Raw genomic sequence first — 15857 nt, 5'->3', positions numbered from 1 at the left:
AGGAGTCTGTCCCCCCTCATTTTGTGCGTCAAGAAAGAAAACCCCGTGTTACGTAACCGTGATATGACCCTCCAGGCGTGATCTTGCGCGGCTTTTGTCCACTTATACAACTCATCGGGGGGCCATCTGGTCCGTTCTCAGGAAGAGATCTTGTTCATTTCATTGACACGGCGAAGAAATAACGCGACGTTGTCTCGCGACCGCAGAGCGGCAACACGGTTCCTGTGCGGCGCCGCGGCCCGCCTCGCTCGCCCGCCCCGTATCCAGGGGTGTCCCAGGCCCGGGTGATTGCCGGAGACACATCCCGTCCCGGTCCCCCGGACGACCCGAACGCCTCTGCATCTGCCGGCCCGGCCGGAAGGGAGTTCGACCGACTCACGGGCCCGTAGAGCCCGCTCATCCAGCGCGCGGCTCATCCCCGCCTCCGCTCGCCGACACGAGCCGGGCGGCGCGCGTTCCTGGTCTTCGCACGCCCACAGCACGTCGTCCGGCCTTTCAGAGCGGGCGGGACGTGCGCCGGGCCGAGCGCCCGAGGGCGCTGCCTTTCCAGGCGACCAGCTGCCTTTCCCAACCAGAAGAGGACTTCGTCATGCCCGCAGCAAGACTGAGCAGGCTGGCGGCGCTCGCCGCCGGCCTGGCGCTCGCCCTGGCCGGCGCCGCCGTGCCCGCCGGTACGGCGAGCGCGCGGCCGCTCCCGTCCCAGGCGTCATCCGTCGCGGAGGCCGCGGCCGTCACCACCGCCGACAGCGCACAGCTCAAGACGTGGTGGCACGACAACTACGAGTACAACACCACCAGCCCCGTGGCGAACGACAAGGTGCGCCGCTCCTCGTTCTACGACGTGCAGGTCGCCACGGCCGCCGCTCCCGCGGCCCGGTTCGACTCGTTCGCGTACATGAGCATCCCGCGCAGCGGCAAGGGCAAGATCGGCTACACCAAGGAGGACGGCGCGGAGTTCTCCTCGTCGGCCGGGCTCACGATGAGCTGGTCGTCGTTCCAGTACGCCGCCGACGTATGGGTGGACGTCTCGCTCAAGACGGGGCAGACGATCTCCTCGGCCGACCAGGTGAAGATCAAGCCCAGCAGCCTGAACTTCGCCAAGGAACTCGTCGACGGTGACACCGTCCGGGTCAAGGTGCCCTACAGCCAGGCCGGTCACCGGTTCTCGGTGGAGTTCGAGCCGCAGCTGTACACGGCCTACAACGACATGTCCGGTCCCGCCACGGACGCGGGCAAGCTGACCACGCAGGGCGGGGGCGGCAACCGTGCCGTCCACACCGAGCCCCGCAACTCCATGATGATCTTCGCGGAGCCGGCACCGACCGGCGCGGAGGCGGACCGGCTGATCCCGACCGCGTCCTCGGGCAGCATCTACTACCCGCCGCAGGGCCAGGTCACCAACCTGAACACGATCTCCGAGGAGATCGTCTACTTCCGCCCCGGCACGTACTACATGACCTCCAGGTACCACGCGCTGCTGCCCAAGCAGGTCAAGTGGGTCTACCTCGCACCGGGCGCGTATGTGAAGGGAGCCGTCCGATTCCCCGACGACAGCCAGGGCCTGTACAAGGTGACCGGCTACGGGGTCCTGTCCGGTGAGCAGTACGTCTACGAGGCGGACACCAACAACAACTACGACCACCTCTCGGGTGCGTCGAACTGCCACTCCTCCTGCGTGAAGATGCTCCAGTTCGCCTCCGCGCAGAGCCGGCAGCAGCACCTCGACCTGCAGGGCGTGACCATCAACGAGCCGCCGTACCACTCCTTCGTGGTCTACGGCGACGAGGACACGTTCAGCATGCGCGTCGACAACTACAAGCAGGTCGGCTCGTGGTACTGGCAGACCGACGGCATCGAGCTGTACCGCGGCAGCACCATGAGGAACACGTTCTTCCACGCCAACGACGACGTGCTGAAGCTCTACCACAGCGACGTGAACATCGATGACACGGTCATCTGGAAGAACGAGAACGGGCCCGTGATCCAGTGGGGCTGGACCCCCCGCAACATCGACAACGTCCGCGTGAACAACACCCACGTCATCCACAACCGGATGTACTGGAAGGACGTCAAGTACAACACCTGCATCCTCAACTCCTCCTCGCACTGGGAGGACATGGGCTCGACCACCAAGGCCGACCCGGGCGCGTGGGTGCGGAACATGACCTTCGAGAACATCACCGTCGAGGGCATGACCAACTGCGCCATCCGCGTCTTCGCCCTGTCCAGCACCGAGAACATCCACGTCAAGAACCTGAAGATCGACGCCTGGAGCCAGCTCGACCCGTCCTCCCAGATCAGCCTGCTCAAGCGGTACACCAACTCCGCGGGACAGAAGGTGACCCTCGGCAACGAGACGCGTGACAGCCGCGGGCTGAAGCTGGAGAACTACACCGTCGGCGGCACCGTCATCAACAAGTCCGGCACCAACTGGGCCGCGGACAAGCTCGGCCGGCTCGGCTTCGACGCCGAGAACTGGGACAACTGGAACGCCTGGGGACCGGGCGGCGGCACCGACCCCGGACCGGGCCCCGTCACCGGCGGCAGGATCGTCAACGGCGCGACGTCCAAGTGCGTCGACCGCGCCGCCGGCGGCACCGCCAACGGCACCCGCATCCAGCAGTGGGCCTGCGCCGATGTGCCGTCGATGACCTGGACCCTCGACGGGCAGCAGCTCAAGTCCGGTGGCAAGTGCATGGACGTCGAGGGCGGCGCCACCGCCAACGGCACCAAGGCGCACCTGTGGGACTGCGGCACCTGGGACAGCCAGAAGTGGGCCTTCCAGGCCGACGGCACGCTCAAGAACCTCAAGTCCGGCCGCTGCCTGGACATCGAGGGCCAGAGCACGGCCGACGGCGCCCGTCTGCACCTGTGGGACTGCGGCGGCTGGGCCAGCCAGAAGTGGACCCTGACCAGCTGACCCGCTCCGGTGGCCGTCGGCACACCCGCACCGCCGACGGCCACCACCCGCCCTTGCGCTCCCTGAAAGGGGTACCACCGTGCAGATCTCCGCACGTCAGGAAGCAGCAGTCCTCGCACTGTTCCGCATCGTGACCGGGCTGCTGTTCGCCTGCCATGGCGCAGCGACCCTGTTCGACGTCCTCGGCGGGCCCCAGGGCGGCTCCGTCCCCGCTGCCGGGCAGTGGCCGGGATGGTGGGCCGCGGTCATCCAGCTCGTGGGCGGCACGCTGGTGCTCCTCGGTGTGCTCACCCGGCCGGCCGCCCTGCTGTGCTCGGGGTCCATGGCCTACGCCTACTTCGTCCACCACCAGAGCGACGGCCTGTGGCCGTTGGAGAACGGCGGCGAGAAGGCAGCCCTGTTCTGCTGGGCCTTCCTGCTCATCGCCGCCCTCGGCCCCGGCCGCTGGACGGTGACGAGACCGCTCGCCCACCGCGCGAGCGGACGAGGTACTCCGAGGAAGGAGGCCGTCACCACCCGCGACACCTGAGCCGAAAGCTGTCATGTGCACGTAAGCCCCGGGTCCGGAGAACATCCGGGCCCGCGATCCCCCGAAGAACCGGAGGAACAGCACCATGAACCGCACCCCGGCAACACCCACCCGCCGCGCCGCACTCGGCGCCGGCGTGATGGCCACGAGCCTGCTGTGCCTGCTCCCCCTGGCACCGTCGGCATCCGCACACGGCACCGTGATCGCCCCGCAGACCCGCAACTACGGCTGCCTGCAGCGCTGGGGCTACAACGAGCCCAACGAGGCGCAGGACCCCATGTGCTACCGCACCTACCACGAGAACCCCAACGCGATCACCGCGTGGAAGGCCGTCTACGCCAACAACACCGGGGACAACTACAAGCAGGTCGTCCCCGACGGCCGGATCTGCAGCGCCGGCGGCCAGGGCGAGACCAACTACGCAGCCCTCGACCGGCCCGGCCCCTGGATCACCACGCCCATCGGCTCCAACTTCACCGTGGACCTCTACGACGAGGCACGGCACGGCGCGGACTGGCTGGAGGTGTACGTCACCAAGCAGGGCTTCAACCCGGAGTACCAGCTCATCGGCTGGGACGACCTGCAGCTGGTGAAGCGGACCGGCCGCTACCCCTACCAGGCGCACTACGTCACCGACGTCAGCACCTCCGGCTACAGCGGACGCCATGTCGTGGTCACCGTCTGGAAAGCCTCGCACATGGACCAGAAGTACTTCCTGTGCAGCGACGTCACCTTCAACTGACCGCCGGCCGGCGCAGCTGAACCCGCAGCACGGCACACCGGCCCCGCGAGGCGCACGCCTCGCGGGGCCTTCCCCCACACCCGCCCGCCCGGTACACGACGCCGAACCGGCTCCCTCACGGAGGCCCCATGCATCGCCCCCACCTCCCCACCCCGCTGCCCAGGCGACTCCCGCCCGCCGTGCGTACCACTTCCGCCCTCCGCACGAGGACCGAGTGCGCGGCCGGGCGTTACCAGCCGCACAGCATCGCAGTCCTGCGCGTCAGCGTCGGCGTCGTCTTCTGCTGGTTCGGGGTACTGAAGATCTTCCCCGCCGCCAGCCCGGCCGAGGAGGTCGCGGCCGCTGCCGCGACAAGGCTGACCGGCGGCCTGCTGCCCGCGCAGGTGTCCCTGCCGCTGCTGGGCAGCGCGGAGACTCTGATCGGGCTCGCCCTCGTCACGGGCCTGCTGATACGTCCCGCCCTGGCCCTGTTCTTCCTCCACATGGCCGGCGTCCTCACATCCCTCGTGCTGCTGCCGGAGACGATGTGGCACCACGGCGTACCCACGCTGGAAGGCCAGTACGTCCTCAAGAATCTCGTCCTGGTGGCCGCCGGCCTGGCCGTCACCGCAGACGAACTCACCCGCTGACAGCCCCTCGCCCCAGCGCGGCCAAGCGGCCGGCTCCGCCCGCCCCGCCGGGCACCGCGCGATCTGTCCGGAGAAACCGCCGTGGGCAGCACCATCACCCTGCACAGGCTCAGCAAGACCTACCCGGGCGGCCACCGCGCCGTGCACGACGTCTCCCTGCACCTCCAGGCCGGCGAGTTCCTCGTCCTGCTCGGCCCCTCCGGCTGCGGGAAATCGACCCTGCTGCGCATGATCGCCGGCCTGGAGACCGCCACCGGCGGTCTCATGGACGAACCTCTCTCCGGTCTCGACGCCCGCCCGCGTACGGCTGAGCACCGAGATCCTCTCCGTCGTACGCCGCACCGGAGCCACCACCATCCACGTCACCCACGACCAGTCGGAAGCCATGGCCCTGGGCGACCGCATCGCCGCCGTCATGCGCGATGGCCTGCTCCAGCAGATCGGCACCCCCGACGAGCTCTACGCCCTCCGCACGGACTGCGCCCCGAAGCCCTGCGCATCCACTCAACGACCGCCCCTACGAACGTCCACTCACTGCCACCGTCACCCACGTCGAGGACCAGGGCCATGAAGTCCTGCTCCACGTCACCGTCGGCGCGCAGAGCGCCGACGTACCCCACGCCGCCCGCATCCACGAGGACCGGCCCGCGCACCGCAACGCCCTGACCGCAGCCGCCCGTACCCTGTTCGGCCGTGTCCGCGGCGCACTCCCCCACCGGCCCCCGACCGCCCCGCTCCTCCTGTGCGGTGCGATGGTCACCCGGCCTCCGATCGTCGGGCTCATCGACGCAACTTCCCTTCCATGCATGCGAGATGGGCATACCATCGCCCGGTAGAGGCGGGCGGAGGAGGGTCAGGATGCGTGAGGAACGGCTGGCCGCGGTGCGGGCCCTGCTGCGACGGATCAGCGAGACCGGCGACCCCGCCCTCGCGCTGGAGCCGTCGGCGCTCGCTGTCGCCGAGCAGCTCGCCGCACAACGCCGGGACGACCCTGGTGACTTGGAGGTCTGCCACGCACTCGGCTGGCTCCACTGGTACCAGTTCCAGAAGCTCCCCGAAGATCGATGCCAACCGGCCCTGGACGCGGCGGTGCAGGCGTTCACCCCCTGCTTCCTGACCGGCGTCGACGGCCTGCCCCAGTTGCTGTTGCCGCTGCTCGCCGAGGCGGCCGCGCCGTACGCCCTCGGCCTGCTGAACCAGGCGCTCGCCTCCACCGACCCGGCCCTGTTCACCTCCGGCGTGGACCTGTGGCAGGACATCGTGCGGGCCGCCCCCGCCGACGATCCACGCCGGGCGGGGTACCTGTCCAATCTGAGCCTCGCGCTACAGCTCCGGTTCGGGCGCACCGGGGACGGCGCGGACCTGGACGCGGCCATCACCATCGGACGGGACGCGGTACAGGCCGCCCCCGCCGACCACCCCAACAGGGCTCTGTCCGTCTCCGGCCTGGGGAACGCGCTGTGGGACCGGTTCAGGCGTACCGGGAGCCAGGCGGACCTGGACGAGGCCATCGACTGCTACCGCGACGCGTTACGCTCCACGCCCTCAGACGGCCCCAATCGGCCGATCTACCTGTTCTACCTGGGTCGGGCACTGCGGGACCGTTTCGAGCACACCGGGAGCAGGTCGGACCTGGAAGAGGCCATCACCATCGGGCGAGACGCGGTCCAGGCCACCCCCGCGGACGACCCCGGAAGGCCGGCGATGCTGTCCGGCCTGGCCGTCGCGCTGGCGACCCGGTTCGAGCACACGGGTGACCGTACGGACCAGGACGAAGCCATCGACCACATCCGCGCCGCGGTACACACCACGCCCGCGGACCACCCCGACCGGGCGGGACGTCTGTCCAACCTGGGCGGAGCCCTGGAGCGCCGGTTCGAGCGCGTCGGGGACCGAGGAGACCTGGACGAGGCCGTCGACCGTCATCACGAAGCGGTGCGGGCCACCCCGGCAGACCACCCCGTCCGGCCGGCGATGCTGTCCAACCTGGGGAACGCGCTCCAGCTCCGGTTCCAGCGCTTCGGGGACGGGGCGGACCTGGACGAGGCGGTCAGCATCGGACGAGAGGCGGTCCAGGCCACCCCCGCGGACCACCCCGGCCGTCCGGTGTACCTGACCACCCTCGGGCTCGCACTGCAGGACCAGTTCCGGCGCATCGGGAACCCGGCGGACCTCGACGAGGCCATCGACCGCCATCGCGAAGCGGTGCGGGCCACCCCGGCCGACCACCCCAACGGGCCGGCGACGCAGTCCAACCTCGCCACCGCGCTCCAGCTCCGGTTCCTGCACACCGAGGAGCGAAAGGATCTGGACGAGGCGATCGACCGCCATCGCGAAGCGGTGCGGGCCACCCCGGCCGACCACCCCGCCCGGACGCGGCGCCTGTCCAACCTGGGCAACGCACTGCGGTTCCGGTTCCAGCGATCCGGGGACCAGGCGGACCGGGACGAGGCGGTGTCCGCCTACGAAGGGGCCTGGGGCGTGGCCTCGGGGGCGCCTTCGAGCAGAATTCGAGCAGCATGGGCCGCAGCCGGACTGCTCGCGCGGTCCGAGGCGGGGCGGGCGGCGGACTTGGCGGAAGCAGCGGTGCGGCTGCTTCCCCAGGTGGCCGTACGCCAGTTGGAGCGAGGCGACCAGCAGCATGCGCTCGGCAGCTTCGCCGGGCTGGCCGGGGACGCCGCCGCACTGGCCCTTGCCGATCCCCGGGGGACCCGCCAAGAGCGCGCGGCCAGGGCGCTGCGGCTGCTGGAGGCGGGACGCGCGGTGCTGCTCAGCCAGGCGCTGGACACCCGCAGCGACCTCACCGACCTGAGCCGGCAACACCCCGGTCTTGCCGCGCGGTTCGTCCGCCTGCGCGACCAACTCGACCAGCCCGCGGCCACTTCCCCACCGCCGGCCGGCGGAGACGAGGACGTCGACGTCCTCCGCAGGCGCCAGGCGCGTCTCGGACGCGACCGCCACGAGCTGGCCCGCGACTTCACCCAGACCATGGCCGACATCCGCAGCCTGGCCGGGTTCCACTCCTTCGCCCTGCCCCCCACCGACCAGGAACTCCTCAGCGAGGCCGGCCAGGGGCCGATCGTGGTGTTCAACATCAGCCCCTACCGCAGCGACGCCCTGCTGCTCACCGCCGACGGCATCACTCAGGTCGAGCTCCCCCACCTCACCGCCGAGACCCTGGCGGAGAAGGCCGGTTCCTTCCACCAGGCACTGCGCACCGCCGCTTCGGGCGCGAGCAGAGAACAGCGGCGCGAGGCGCAGGCCGAACTGACCGGGGTCCTGGAGTGGCTGTGGGATGCCGCAGCCGGGCCCGTGCTGGCGGAGCTGGGCCACCACCGCCGGCCGCCGGAGGACGCCGACTGGCCCCGGGTGTGGTGGGCTCCGGGCGGGCTGCTGGGCCTGCTGCCCCTGCACGCGGCCGGCTACCACGCCGGCGATCCGGCCGGCTCCCCCCACCGACGCACCGTCATGGACCGGGTCGTCTCCTCCTACACCCCCACGGTCCGGGCACTGCGCCACGCTCGCACGCATCCCCCGGCCTGTGACCCTCCCGCCCCCGGTCTGGTCGTGGCGATGCCCACGACACCGGGCCTGCCCGGTCAGGGCCGCCTGCCGCACGTCCGCTCGGAAGTGGCCACGCTGCACCGGCACTTCCCCGAACTCGTCCTGCTGTCGGAACCCGACCCCCACGACGGCGGTACCGCCGCCCTCGCGGCCGACACCCCGACCAAGGCCAACGTGCTGGAACGCCTGCCCAGTTGCTCCATCGTGCACTTCGCGTGCCACGGCACGAGCGATCCCGCCGACCCCTCCAGGAGTCGGCTGCTGCTCCACGACCACGCCGGCGACCCGCTCACCGTCGCAAGCCTCGCCCCCGTCCGCCTCGACCGAGCCCAGCTCGCCTATCTGTCGGCCTGCCGCACGGCCGCCGTGGACGCCGCCGAACTGGCCGACGAGGCCATCCATCTGACCTCCGCCTTCCAGCTGGCCGGATTCCCTCATGTGGTCGGCACCCTCTGGGAGATCGACGACCAGACCGCCGTCACCGTCGCGGACGCCTTCTACACCCACCTGCGCACCTCCGCCGGGACCATCGACACCGGCCGGGCAGCCCTGGCCCTGCACCAGGCCGTACGCGGCCTGCGCGACGGCCACGACCTGCCCGGGCAGTACGACCGGACCCAGGTCCCGTTCCTGTGGGCCGCCTACCTCCACGCCGGTACCTGACCTGAGCCTTGGGAGGCCCTTCATTCGTAGCGCAGGCGCAGTGAATGCCGTTCGGCCTCCTCGACCTGGTCGACGGTCAGGTCCGGCAGGTTCAGCTGGGCCGGCGTCACCTCGGCGCTGGTCGGCTGGGAATCGGCAGGCACCCACCGCTCGGGTTGCCAGGCGTCGGCGCGCATCAGCGACTTCGGGAAGTGCCCGCTTGTTGCCGGTCGCGTCCGGGATCACCAGGGTCCGCTCGTCCAGCACCGACACGAACCCGGCCGGGCCGCCGCGCGGCGTCACGTCCGCCCGTCCCTCGGCGTCCGCACTGCCGATGAACACCAGCGACGAACAGCCGATCAGCGCCCGTCTCCCCTCGGTCAGGCGGTCGGTCTCCTTGCGGAGCGAGTGCGGGTTCGGCTGCGGGTAGAGCCGGCGCAGCCGGTCCGGGCCGGTGAGGGCATCCGCCCGGAGGGATTCGAAAAGCGAGCCGCCGTCCCCGGTGTCGATCATCATACGGACGACCCTGGAAGACGACCGGGGCACACCGAAGCGGATCTCCGGATGCAGGCGATCGTCAGGGCGACAAGGCCCTCACCAGGCCACCGCCCCGGGCCTCCGACCGCAGGGCCACCTCCGCCGGGCAGGCGCCATGGCCACGGAAGCTCCCGCCGATGACTTCCGGTCGGTCGGACGGTCTACCTGTCGACGAAAGGAGCGCACCATGCGCAAGATCATCGTTTGTACGTTCCTCACCCTGGACGGCGTCATGCAGGCGCCGGGCGGCCCGGACGAGGACGCCGAGAGCGGCTTCGAGCACGGCGGCTGGCAGAAGCCGGTGGACGACGACGAGGTCGGCGCGGCCATCGCCGGGTGGTACGAGCAGTCCGACGCGATGCTGCTCGGCCGCAAGACGTACGAGATCTTCGCGTCGTACTGGCCGACCGCCGATCCCGCCAACCCGTTCACCCAGCGGATGAACAGCATGCACAAGTACGTGGCGTCCCGGACCCTGACGACCGTCGAGTGGCAGAACTCCACACTGCTGGAGGGCGACGTCGCCGATGCCGTGCGCACGCTGAAGGCCTCCGACGGCGGCAACATCAACGTCGTCGGCAGCGGAGACCTCGCCCAGACGCTCATGCGCCATGGCCTCGTCGACGAGTACCGGCTCACCATCCATCCAGTGATCATCGGCACCGGCAAGCGGCTGTTCGCCGACGGAGCGATCCCGACGGCGCTGGAGCCGGTCAGCGTCTCGACGACGAAGGGCGGCACCGTAGTCGGCGTCTACCGGCCCAACGGCAGGCCCAGCTACGACAGCTACTAGACGCTGCGCGGCTTGCGAGCGCCCGTCGGTGACGGGAAGCGGCACGAGGTCGCCCCGCCGTGGGATCTGCCGTGCAGACATCGGAAGCTTTCCTGCGACGGCGGCCCGGGACGGTCGCTCACCTCGACGGGCCGTTTACGGGGGGCAGAGGCAGGCCGGCCGGAGTCGTGCGCGAGGCAAGGCTCCGGGGCGTGTGCTGTCAGTCGAAGGCCACGACCAGGCGGACAGCCTCGTCACCGAAGCGGCCGGCCAGAGCCTTCATCACGGCGAAGACGTGCGGCCAGTGAGTCTTCGGACCCAGTACAGCGCCCGCGGTCAGAGGTTCGTAGGCGCAGACCAGGTCGCCGGTGGTCCACTCGGCGGGTTCTGAGCCGCTGCGCGCCTCCACAGGCGGCACGCCGACCACGGACAGGACTTCCGACGGCCACTCATGGGATACGAGCCGGCGATGCAGCGTCGACGGACGCGACTTCTCGTGCCAGGTCACCCGGCCGACGAAGTGCTCGGCCCGGGTCGCGGGATCGAGGGAAGCGAGCTCCCCCCAACTGACCCAGCTCGCGCCGTCCAACTCGCCCCGGGCAACCCAGGAGGCCAGGCGCGAGCGCATGGCGCTCGACAGGTCACCGGGAAGGCCGCGACCGGGTGCGAGAGGCTGGAAGCCCGCGTGGTTGCGCACTCCGAAGAGAAGGCCGAAGGCCGTGTGATCGGTCTCGTCGTACAGCGGCCACAGATCCATGGCGGTCACCCACGGTTCACCGTCGTAGTCCTCGGTGCCTGCGTAAGGGTGACGAAACTCGACCCCGCCATAGATGTCCGTGCCCATGGTGGCGCACTTTAACGGCCTTGGTTTCAACCATGCACGTCACTATGTGGTGGTCAGCATCCCCCGGCGCCCGTGACGACCTCGACCTGAAGTTCTGCGATGGGGCCTGCCCCTTTCACTGCGGCATGCCGCTGTCCGAGGCCGAAGAACTCCCCGGCCCGGGGCGCCCGCACCCCGCCATTCGCATGTTGGGACGCCGATGTGCCTCATCGGGAGGGCCGCTACCTCGGTGCGATCTACACGCACAGCGCGTGACTTCGTCGGCGCCCCCGTGGGCGTGGGCGAACCGATCGGCTGACGGCCCTGCGCGGCAGGCCCGGAGTCCGTCCGCGAGCGCCGGGGGGAGGCGACTGTGCCGGTGGGCCGGATGCTCGTCCGGCCCACCGGCACCGACGTCCAAGCCTCCGCCCGCACCCCTCATCCGCACCTGTGCGGAACGGCGGCAGTTCAGTGCTCGCAGAGCGAGAACTCTCGTTCGTAGAGCTGCTCGTTGTGCTCGTCGACGAAGAACTTGCGTTCCTGCATCAGCTGTTCGCGGTACTTCTCGGCCTGTTCGAGCGTCATGGTCGAGGTTTCGGCCCACGGCTGCTGGGGTGGCACATCCGATGTCGAGACGATCTTCTCCGAGGGGTCGACGAGGAAGAACGCGAGGATCTTTCGGTGCCCTGGGCGGGTGGGGTCCATGAGACGGAACGGGCTGACGCGGTGCTGCAGGATGTTCGGGAACGCCAGGCAGCGGCCGGCCGGCGTGGAGACGGATCCCAGTTCCTGGTTCAGCGGGTCTTCGTTCTCCAGGCCGTAGACCTCGCGCACACCGTTGTCGTCGTTCTGCTCGTAATAGGGGTCGTCGAGCGCCGCGCGGAAACTCAGCCGGCTCTCGGTGATGTTCTCGCTGTCCCAGTAGTAGATGCCGGTGGAGACGATCCGCTCGTTCAGCATCCCTTCGACGTGCCAGGAACCGCCGGGGTACTCGGGCTTGTCCGGGGTGAGGTGGATGGTCGCGAGCTTGACGATGACCTGCAGAGCGCGTCCGCGCAGCTCGACCCGGTCGGATACACCGGGTGCCTCAGGCGGGCTGAAGGCGGGGGCGTCCGGAACGACCGGGCTGCGGTTCTCCCACCAGTCGTCCTTGGCCACTTCCCAGGCCCGGACGGCTTCTGCGTGGGCCTCGGCGTCGCTGTAGGCGGACTCGTCCGGGTACACCGGCTCCGAGTCGTACCAGCCGAAAGGATCGGCCTCGATCCGCAGGGGCCGCGGATGACGCAGATCGGTGAGCACGTTCTCCAGGAGCGGTCGGAAGCGCGCGAACAGGTCCGGCAGGACGTGGGCCAGATCGCGATGGGCCTCCGGGTGCAGGTTGTTGACGTACGACCGGAAGGTGACGTCGCCGTCGTCGCTGACGTCGACGTCGGTGGGCAGCCACTGGAACCTCTCCGAGAACTCGTGTTTCGAGTAGCGGTCGGTCGGGTTCTGCCAGGCCCGCTCGGGCGCGCCGCTGACGTCCCGTACAAGGCAGAAGAGCGAGGGATGGACCAGGTCCAGCACCTGCCCGTCGGAGCCGGGATGCCAGTCCTTCTCCTCTTCGGGGACCTCTTCCAGGACCCGGACCGCCTCGCGCAGCCGGGAGTTGAGCCGGTAGTCGACCAGTGCGTCCGAGTGCCACACCCCGTCGACGGCGGACACCTCGATACCGGTGGCTGCGTCTCGCAGGGAGGCGTAGTGCACGAGTTCGTCGAGCACGTAACGAACCTGCGCCTCGGTGAGACCCTGGGCGACCGCTTCCTGCGTCCACCTGGCGACGATGCCGGCGTCGTTCATCTTGTCGAACCACGAAGGCTTCGCCCGGATGAGGGCGCTGAACTGCATCATCTGAAGTTCCCGCAGCGTTCGGGGTGTCGCGAACGCTATGGAGCGGGACGCTTGGAAAGGCAGCGCGAAGGCAGACAGGCCGGTCAACTTGCTTTGTCCTTCGAGTCGGTGTGCGGTGGCGGGCAGGATACTTCAGCGAGGTCGGCACCCGATGGCTCCGCGGAGCCGCGGGACGGTGCTGCCTTCTTCGAACCCGTGCGGCCGGACACCACCTGTGGCCGCCATGGCGGACCTTGCGTGAGCCTTGCCATCACTCCGCCGGACTGGCGCCATCGCCGCTCGGTAAGGGACCGACCGCCACGCCGAGGACGCTCACTTCGACCTCGCTGGACAGAAGCCGTCAGCCTTCCATGTTCCGGCGCCGGGCTCAGGGGCGCCGCCAGCTGTCGTCCGGCAGATGGGAGCCCGCCTGGGGGCCCATCCGCAGCATCCCTCCGTCCACCACCCACGAGGCTCCCGTGACGTAGGACGCGTCCGGACCGGCGAGGAACGCGATCACGGCCGCGACCTCGCGTGCGTCGCCGGGACGGCCGAGGGGTACGCCCGGCCTGCGCTCGTCGGTGACGTCGGTGTCCGTCTGGCCCGTCATCGGCGTGGCGATCTCCCCAGGGGCGACGGCGTTGACGGTGATCCCGTGCTCGGCCAGTTCCAGCGCCATGACCTGGGTGAGGAGTCCGAGTCCGCCCTTGGCCGCACAGTACGGCGCCGCGCCCACCCGCGGCTGGTGCTCGTGGACGCTGGTGACGTTGATGATCCGGCCGCCGCTTCCCTGGCCGATCATGCGGTGGGCGGCGCGCTGCCCGCACAGGAAGGGACCCACGAGGTCGACGTCGATGACCTGTCGCACGGTGTCGTGGTCGAGCTCCAGGAAGGGGGTCATGGTGCCGGTCCCGGCGTTGTTCACCAGCACGTCGATCCGGCCGAGTTCATCGGCCAGCCGGTCCACGACCGCGGCGGCTTCGGGGAGCGTGGTGAGGTCCAGTTGCTCGACCGCGGCCCGGCGCCCGGTCGCCCGTACCTCGTCCGCCGTGCGCAACGCGCCTTCCCGGTCGCTGTGCCAGGTGATGCCGATGTCCATGCCGGCCTCCGCGAGACGTACGGCGGTCGCACGGCCGATACCGGAGTCGGATCCGGTGATCACGGCCACGGGGGTGGTGCGAGGGTCGCGGGTGTCCTGCTGAGAGTGCATCGAAGGCTCCAATGTCGCGTCCTGTCGCCCGGGGTGACGGAGTGCCGGGAGGGAATTCTGTCCGCTTTGGGGGCGGGTCCCGCGTACCCCACGCCGGTCCGGCCACACGGGACTCCCGGCACGCGTGGGCCGGTGCGCCGTCACCCGCCCCACCCGCGGACTCGGCCGAGGCCGACTCCGGGCAGCGCCGCCGTGACCGCTCACGCCACGGCCGCGGCGCTCAGGGCGAGCCGCGTCCTTCGGATGGTTCTCCGGTTCGCTCTTCTCCTCATAGGTCCCTCTGGGAGTCACAGCCTCTCCCCGGCCCCCCACCGGAGGACCCCGGGCATGCACAGCGACGGCTATGTGGTGGCAATGCCTCATGTGACGTATCCGGACACGCGGCCTTCCCGCCGCTGCGACGGCCGGGTGGAGCCCCGCCACGAGGGCTGATACGGGTTCGCCTGCCTGCCGAGGATGCGTACAGGCAAGTCACCGCGTGGCTTGCGCGCCCATCACGTAAGCCGGAGTGCCGGAGAGCGGGAGGACGGTGCGGGCGCCCGACCGGAGTGCGACGACGACGTCGAAGCGGCCGGAAACGGGTGGGTGCAGGCCGGGCCGGTGCCGGGACCCGATGACGGCATGTGGTGGGTCGCGCTGCCGCCGTACGTGTCGCTGCGGTGGTCGGTCCCACGCCCGAGGACGCCACGCTCGGCCAGGTCGGCCGGCTGTGCACCCCGTTCGTACGGGGCCGCCCGACCACGCCGCCGCTCAGGAGACAGCGGCCTCGTCCACCGTGCCGCGGATCTCCAGTAGGCCGTCGACGCCCGTGATCTCCAGGAGCCGCTCGACGCGGGGAGAAGGCGCGGCCACGCGCAGGGCGACCGAGCGGTGGGCGGCGATCAGCAGGTTCAGGAACGAGGAGTCCGCGAACGTGACCTCGGAGGCGTCCAGGACTACCTTCCGGTACGTCACGGCCGCCGAGTGCAGTGCGTCTGCCAGCGGTCCGACCGAGTCCATGTCGTAGGCGCCGTGCGGGGCGATCACGCAGACACCATGCCGTTCGTACTGCCGTACGCCGACGGCCTGCGGGCCGTGGCCGACGGCCTTCTGCGGTTCAAGGGGCCCGTCGGCATGGCTCGCGGGGGTTGGCATGGCAGTTCCGTCCCAAGGCACCTCGGAACTCCTCCCCTGTGGGTCTCGGCAAGAGCACACGACTTCGGTTGCATGAAAACTATGTCATGTATCTGGGTTCTGACAACTCCGGCCCTATAAAATGCCGGCCATGCAGCAAGTGCCCGAACCGCACAGGGGATGGACGTTCATCACCAGCCACGCGCGCGTCCTCGCAGCCATCGCCGACGATCCGAACGCACGCATCCGCGACATCGCTGCCCGTTGCCGGCTCACCGAGCGGGCCGTCGCCAGGATCATCTCCGACCTGGAGGAGAGCGGTTACCTCTCCCACACCAGAGTCGGGCGTACGAATACCTATCGCATCGAACCGGACAAAGTGCTGCGGCACCCTGCCGAAGCCGGCCTGCCCGTGGCGGCCCTGCTGTCTCTCCTCGTACAGGACGAGACCGCCCGCACCCTCGCCCCGGCAGCGCAGACCGACAGACTGCAGACCACCGGCTAGGG

Annotated in this window: 12 protein-coding genes and 1 pseudogene; 8 read left to right on the top strand and 5 right to left on the bottom strand. The window is 70.0% G+C overall.

Annotated features, from left to right (window positions below; genetic code table 11):
• Nucleotides 1–589: 589 nt before the first annotated feature.
• The 6 genes from ACIGXJ_RS18440 to ACIGXJ_RS18415 all read left to right on the top strand — a co-directional run bounded on the left by ACIGXJ_RS18440 (nt 590) and on the right by ACIGXJ_RS18415 (nt 9047).
• On the top strand, nt 590–2920 hold the full coding sequence (locus ACIGXJ_RS18440; protein WP_399646253.1) for a family 49 glycosyl hydrolase: 2331 nt from the start codon (nt 590–592) through the stop codon (nt 2918–2920).
• Between the two features lie 79 nt (nt 2921–2999).
• A complete protein-coding gene (locus ACIGXJ_RS18435; protein WP_399646250.1) occupies nt 3000–3449 on the top strand; it encodes a DoxX family protein in 450 nt (149 codons plus the stop codon).
• A gap of 85 nt (nt 3450–3534) precedes the next feature.
• Nucleotides 3535–4191 carry a lytic polysaccharide monooxygenase gene (locus ACIGXJ_RS18430; RefSeq protein WP_399646247.1) on the top strand — a complete coding sequence of 219 codons (657 nt, stop codon included), beginning with the start codon at nt 3535–3537 and terminating at the stop codon, nt 4189–4191.
• Between the two features lie 128 nt (nt 4192–4319).
• The gene (locus tag ACIGXJ_RS18425) at nt 4320–4820 is read left to right on the top strand and encodes a DoxX family membrane protein (RefSeq protein WP_399646245.1); all 501 of its coding nucleotides are present in this window, start codon (nt 4320–4322) and stop codon (nt 4818–4820) included.
• A gap of 81 nt (nt 4821–4901) precedes the next feature.
• Complete coding sequence (locus tag ACIGXJ_RS18420) at nt 4902–5486, top strand: ATP-binding cassette domain-containing protein (RefSeq protein ID WP_399646243.1); 585 nt, start codon at nt 4902–4904, stop codon at nt 5484–5486.
• A 192-nt stretch (nt 5487–5678) separates the two neighbouring features.
• On the top strand, nt 5679–9047 hold the full coding sequence (locus tag ACIGXJ_RS18415; RefSeq protein ID WP_399646241.1) for a CHAT domain-containing protein: 3369 nt from the start codon (nt 5679–5681) through the stop codon (nt 9045–9047).
• 20 nt (nt 9048–9067) lie between these two features.
• Here the strand turns inward: ACIGXJ_RS18415 and ACIGXJ_RS18410 are convergent.
• Nucleotides 9068–9542: pseudogene (locus ACIGXJ_RS18410) on the bottom strand (pyridoxamine 5'-phosphate oxidase).
• Between the two features lie 208 nt (nt 9543–9750).
• Here ACIGXJ_RS18410 and ACIGXJ_RS18405 point away from each other — a divergent pair.
• Complete coding sequence (locus ACIGXJ_RS18405; protein ID WP_399646238.1) at nt 9751–10356, top strand: dihydrofolate reductase family protein; 606 nt, start codon at nt 9751–9753, stop codon at nt 10354–10356.
• 199 nt (nt 10357–10555) lie between these two features.
• On the opposite strand, the gene ACIGXJ_RS18400 is transcribed toward ACIGXJ_RS18405, so the two are convergent.
• The 4 genes from ACIGXJ_RS18400 to ACIGXJ_RS18385 form a co-directional block, all read right to left on the bottom strand.
• On the bottom strand, nt 10556–11179 hold the full coding sequence (locus tag ACIGXJ_RS18400) for a hypothetical protein (protein WP_399646236.1): 624 nt from the start codon (nt 11177–11179) through the stop codon (nt 10556–10558).
• A 447-nt stretch (nt 11180–11626) separates the two neighbouring features.
• Nucleotides 11627–13135 (bottom strand): DUF4246 domain-containing protein, encoded by a 1509-nt coding sequence (locus tag ACIGXJ_RS18395; protein WP_399646233.1) that lies wholly within the window; start codon nt 13133–13135, stop codon nt 11627–11629.
• 280 nt (nt 13136–13415) lie between these two features.
• Nucleotides 13416–14237 (bottom strand): SDR family oxidoreductase, encoded by an 822-nt coding sequence (locus ACIGXJ_RS18390; protein WP_399646231.1) that lies wholly within the window; start codon nt 14235–14237, stop codon nt 13416–13418.
• Between the two features lie 750 nt (nt 14238–14987).
• The gene (locus ACIGXJ_RS18385) at nt 14988–15371 is read right to left on the bottom strand and encodes an STAS domain-containing protein (RefSeq protein WP_399646229.1); all 384 of its coding nucleotides are present in this window, start codon (nt 15369–15371) and stop codon (nt 14988–14990) included.
• 130 nt (nt 15372–15501) lie between these two features.
• On the opposite strand from ACIGXJ_RS18385, the gene ACIGXJ_RS18380 reads away from it, so the two are divergent.
• Complete coding sequence (locus tag ACIGXJ_RS18380) at nt 15502–15855, top strand: helix-turn-helix transcriptional regulator (protein WP_399646227.1); 354 nt, start codon at nt 15502–15504, stop codon at nt 15853–15855.
• The last annotated feature ends 2 nt before the right edge of the window (nt 15856–15857 follow it).

The organism is Streptomyces sp. NPDC053367, from assembly GCF_044545925.1.
Lineage (GTDB): Bacteria > Actinomycetota > Actinomycetes > Streptomycetales > Streptomycetaceae > Streptomyces.
This window is presented reverse-complemented; position numbering and strand designations above follow the sequence as displayed.

Coding starts and splice junctions, on each gene's coding strand:
- ACIGXJ_RS18440 (WP_399646253.1), top strand. CDS start 590: ATGCCCGCAGCAAGACTGAGCAGGCTGGCGGCGCTCGCCGCCGGCCTG.
- ACIGXJ_RS18430 (WP_399646247.1), top strand. CDS start 3,535: ATGAACCGCACCCCGGCAACACCCACCCGCCGCGCCGCACTCGGCGCC.
- ACIGXJ_RS18425 (WP_399646245.1), top strand. CDS start 4,320: ATGCATCGCCCCCACCTCCCCACCCCGCTGCCCAGGCGACTCCCGCCC.
- ACIGXJ_RS18415 (WP_399646241.1), top strand. CDS start 5,679: ATGCGTGAGGAACGGCTGGCCGCGGTGCGGGCCCTGCTGCGACGGATC.
- ACIGXJ_RS18405 (WP_399646238.1), top strand. CDS start 9,751: ATGCGCAAGATCATCGTTTGTACGTTCCTCACCCTGGACGGCGTCATG.
- ACIGXJ_RS18400 (WP_399646236.1), bottom strand. CDS start 11,179: ATGGGCACGGACATCTATGGCGGGGTCGAGTTTCGTCACCCTTACGCA.
- ACIGXJ_RS18390 (WP_399646231.1), bottom strand. CDS start 14,237: ATGCACTCTCAGCAGGACACCCGCGACCCTCGCACCACCCCCGTGGCC.
- ACIGXJ_RS18385 (WP_399646229.1), bottom strand. CDS start 15,371: ATGCCAACCCCCGCGAGCCATGCCGACGGGCCCCTTGAACCGCAGAAG.
- ACIGXJ_RS18380 (WP_399646227.1), top strand. CDS start 15,502: ATGCAGCAAGTGCCCGAACCGCACAGGGGATGGACGTTCATCACCAGC.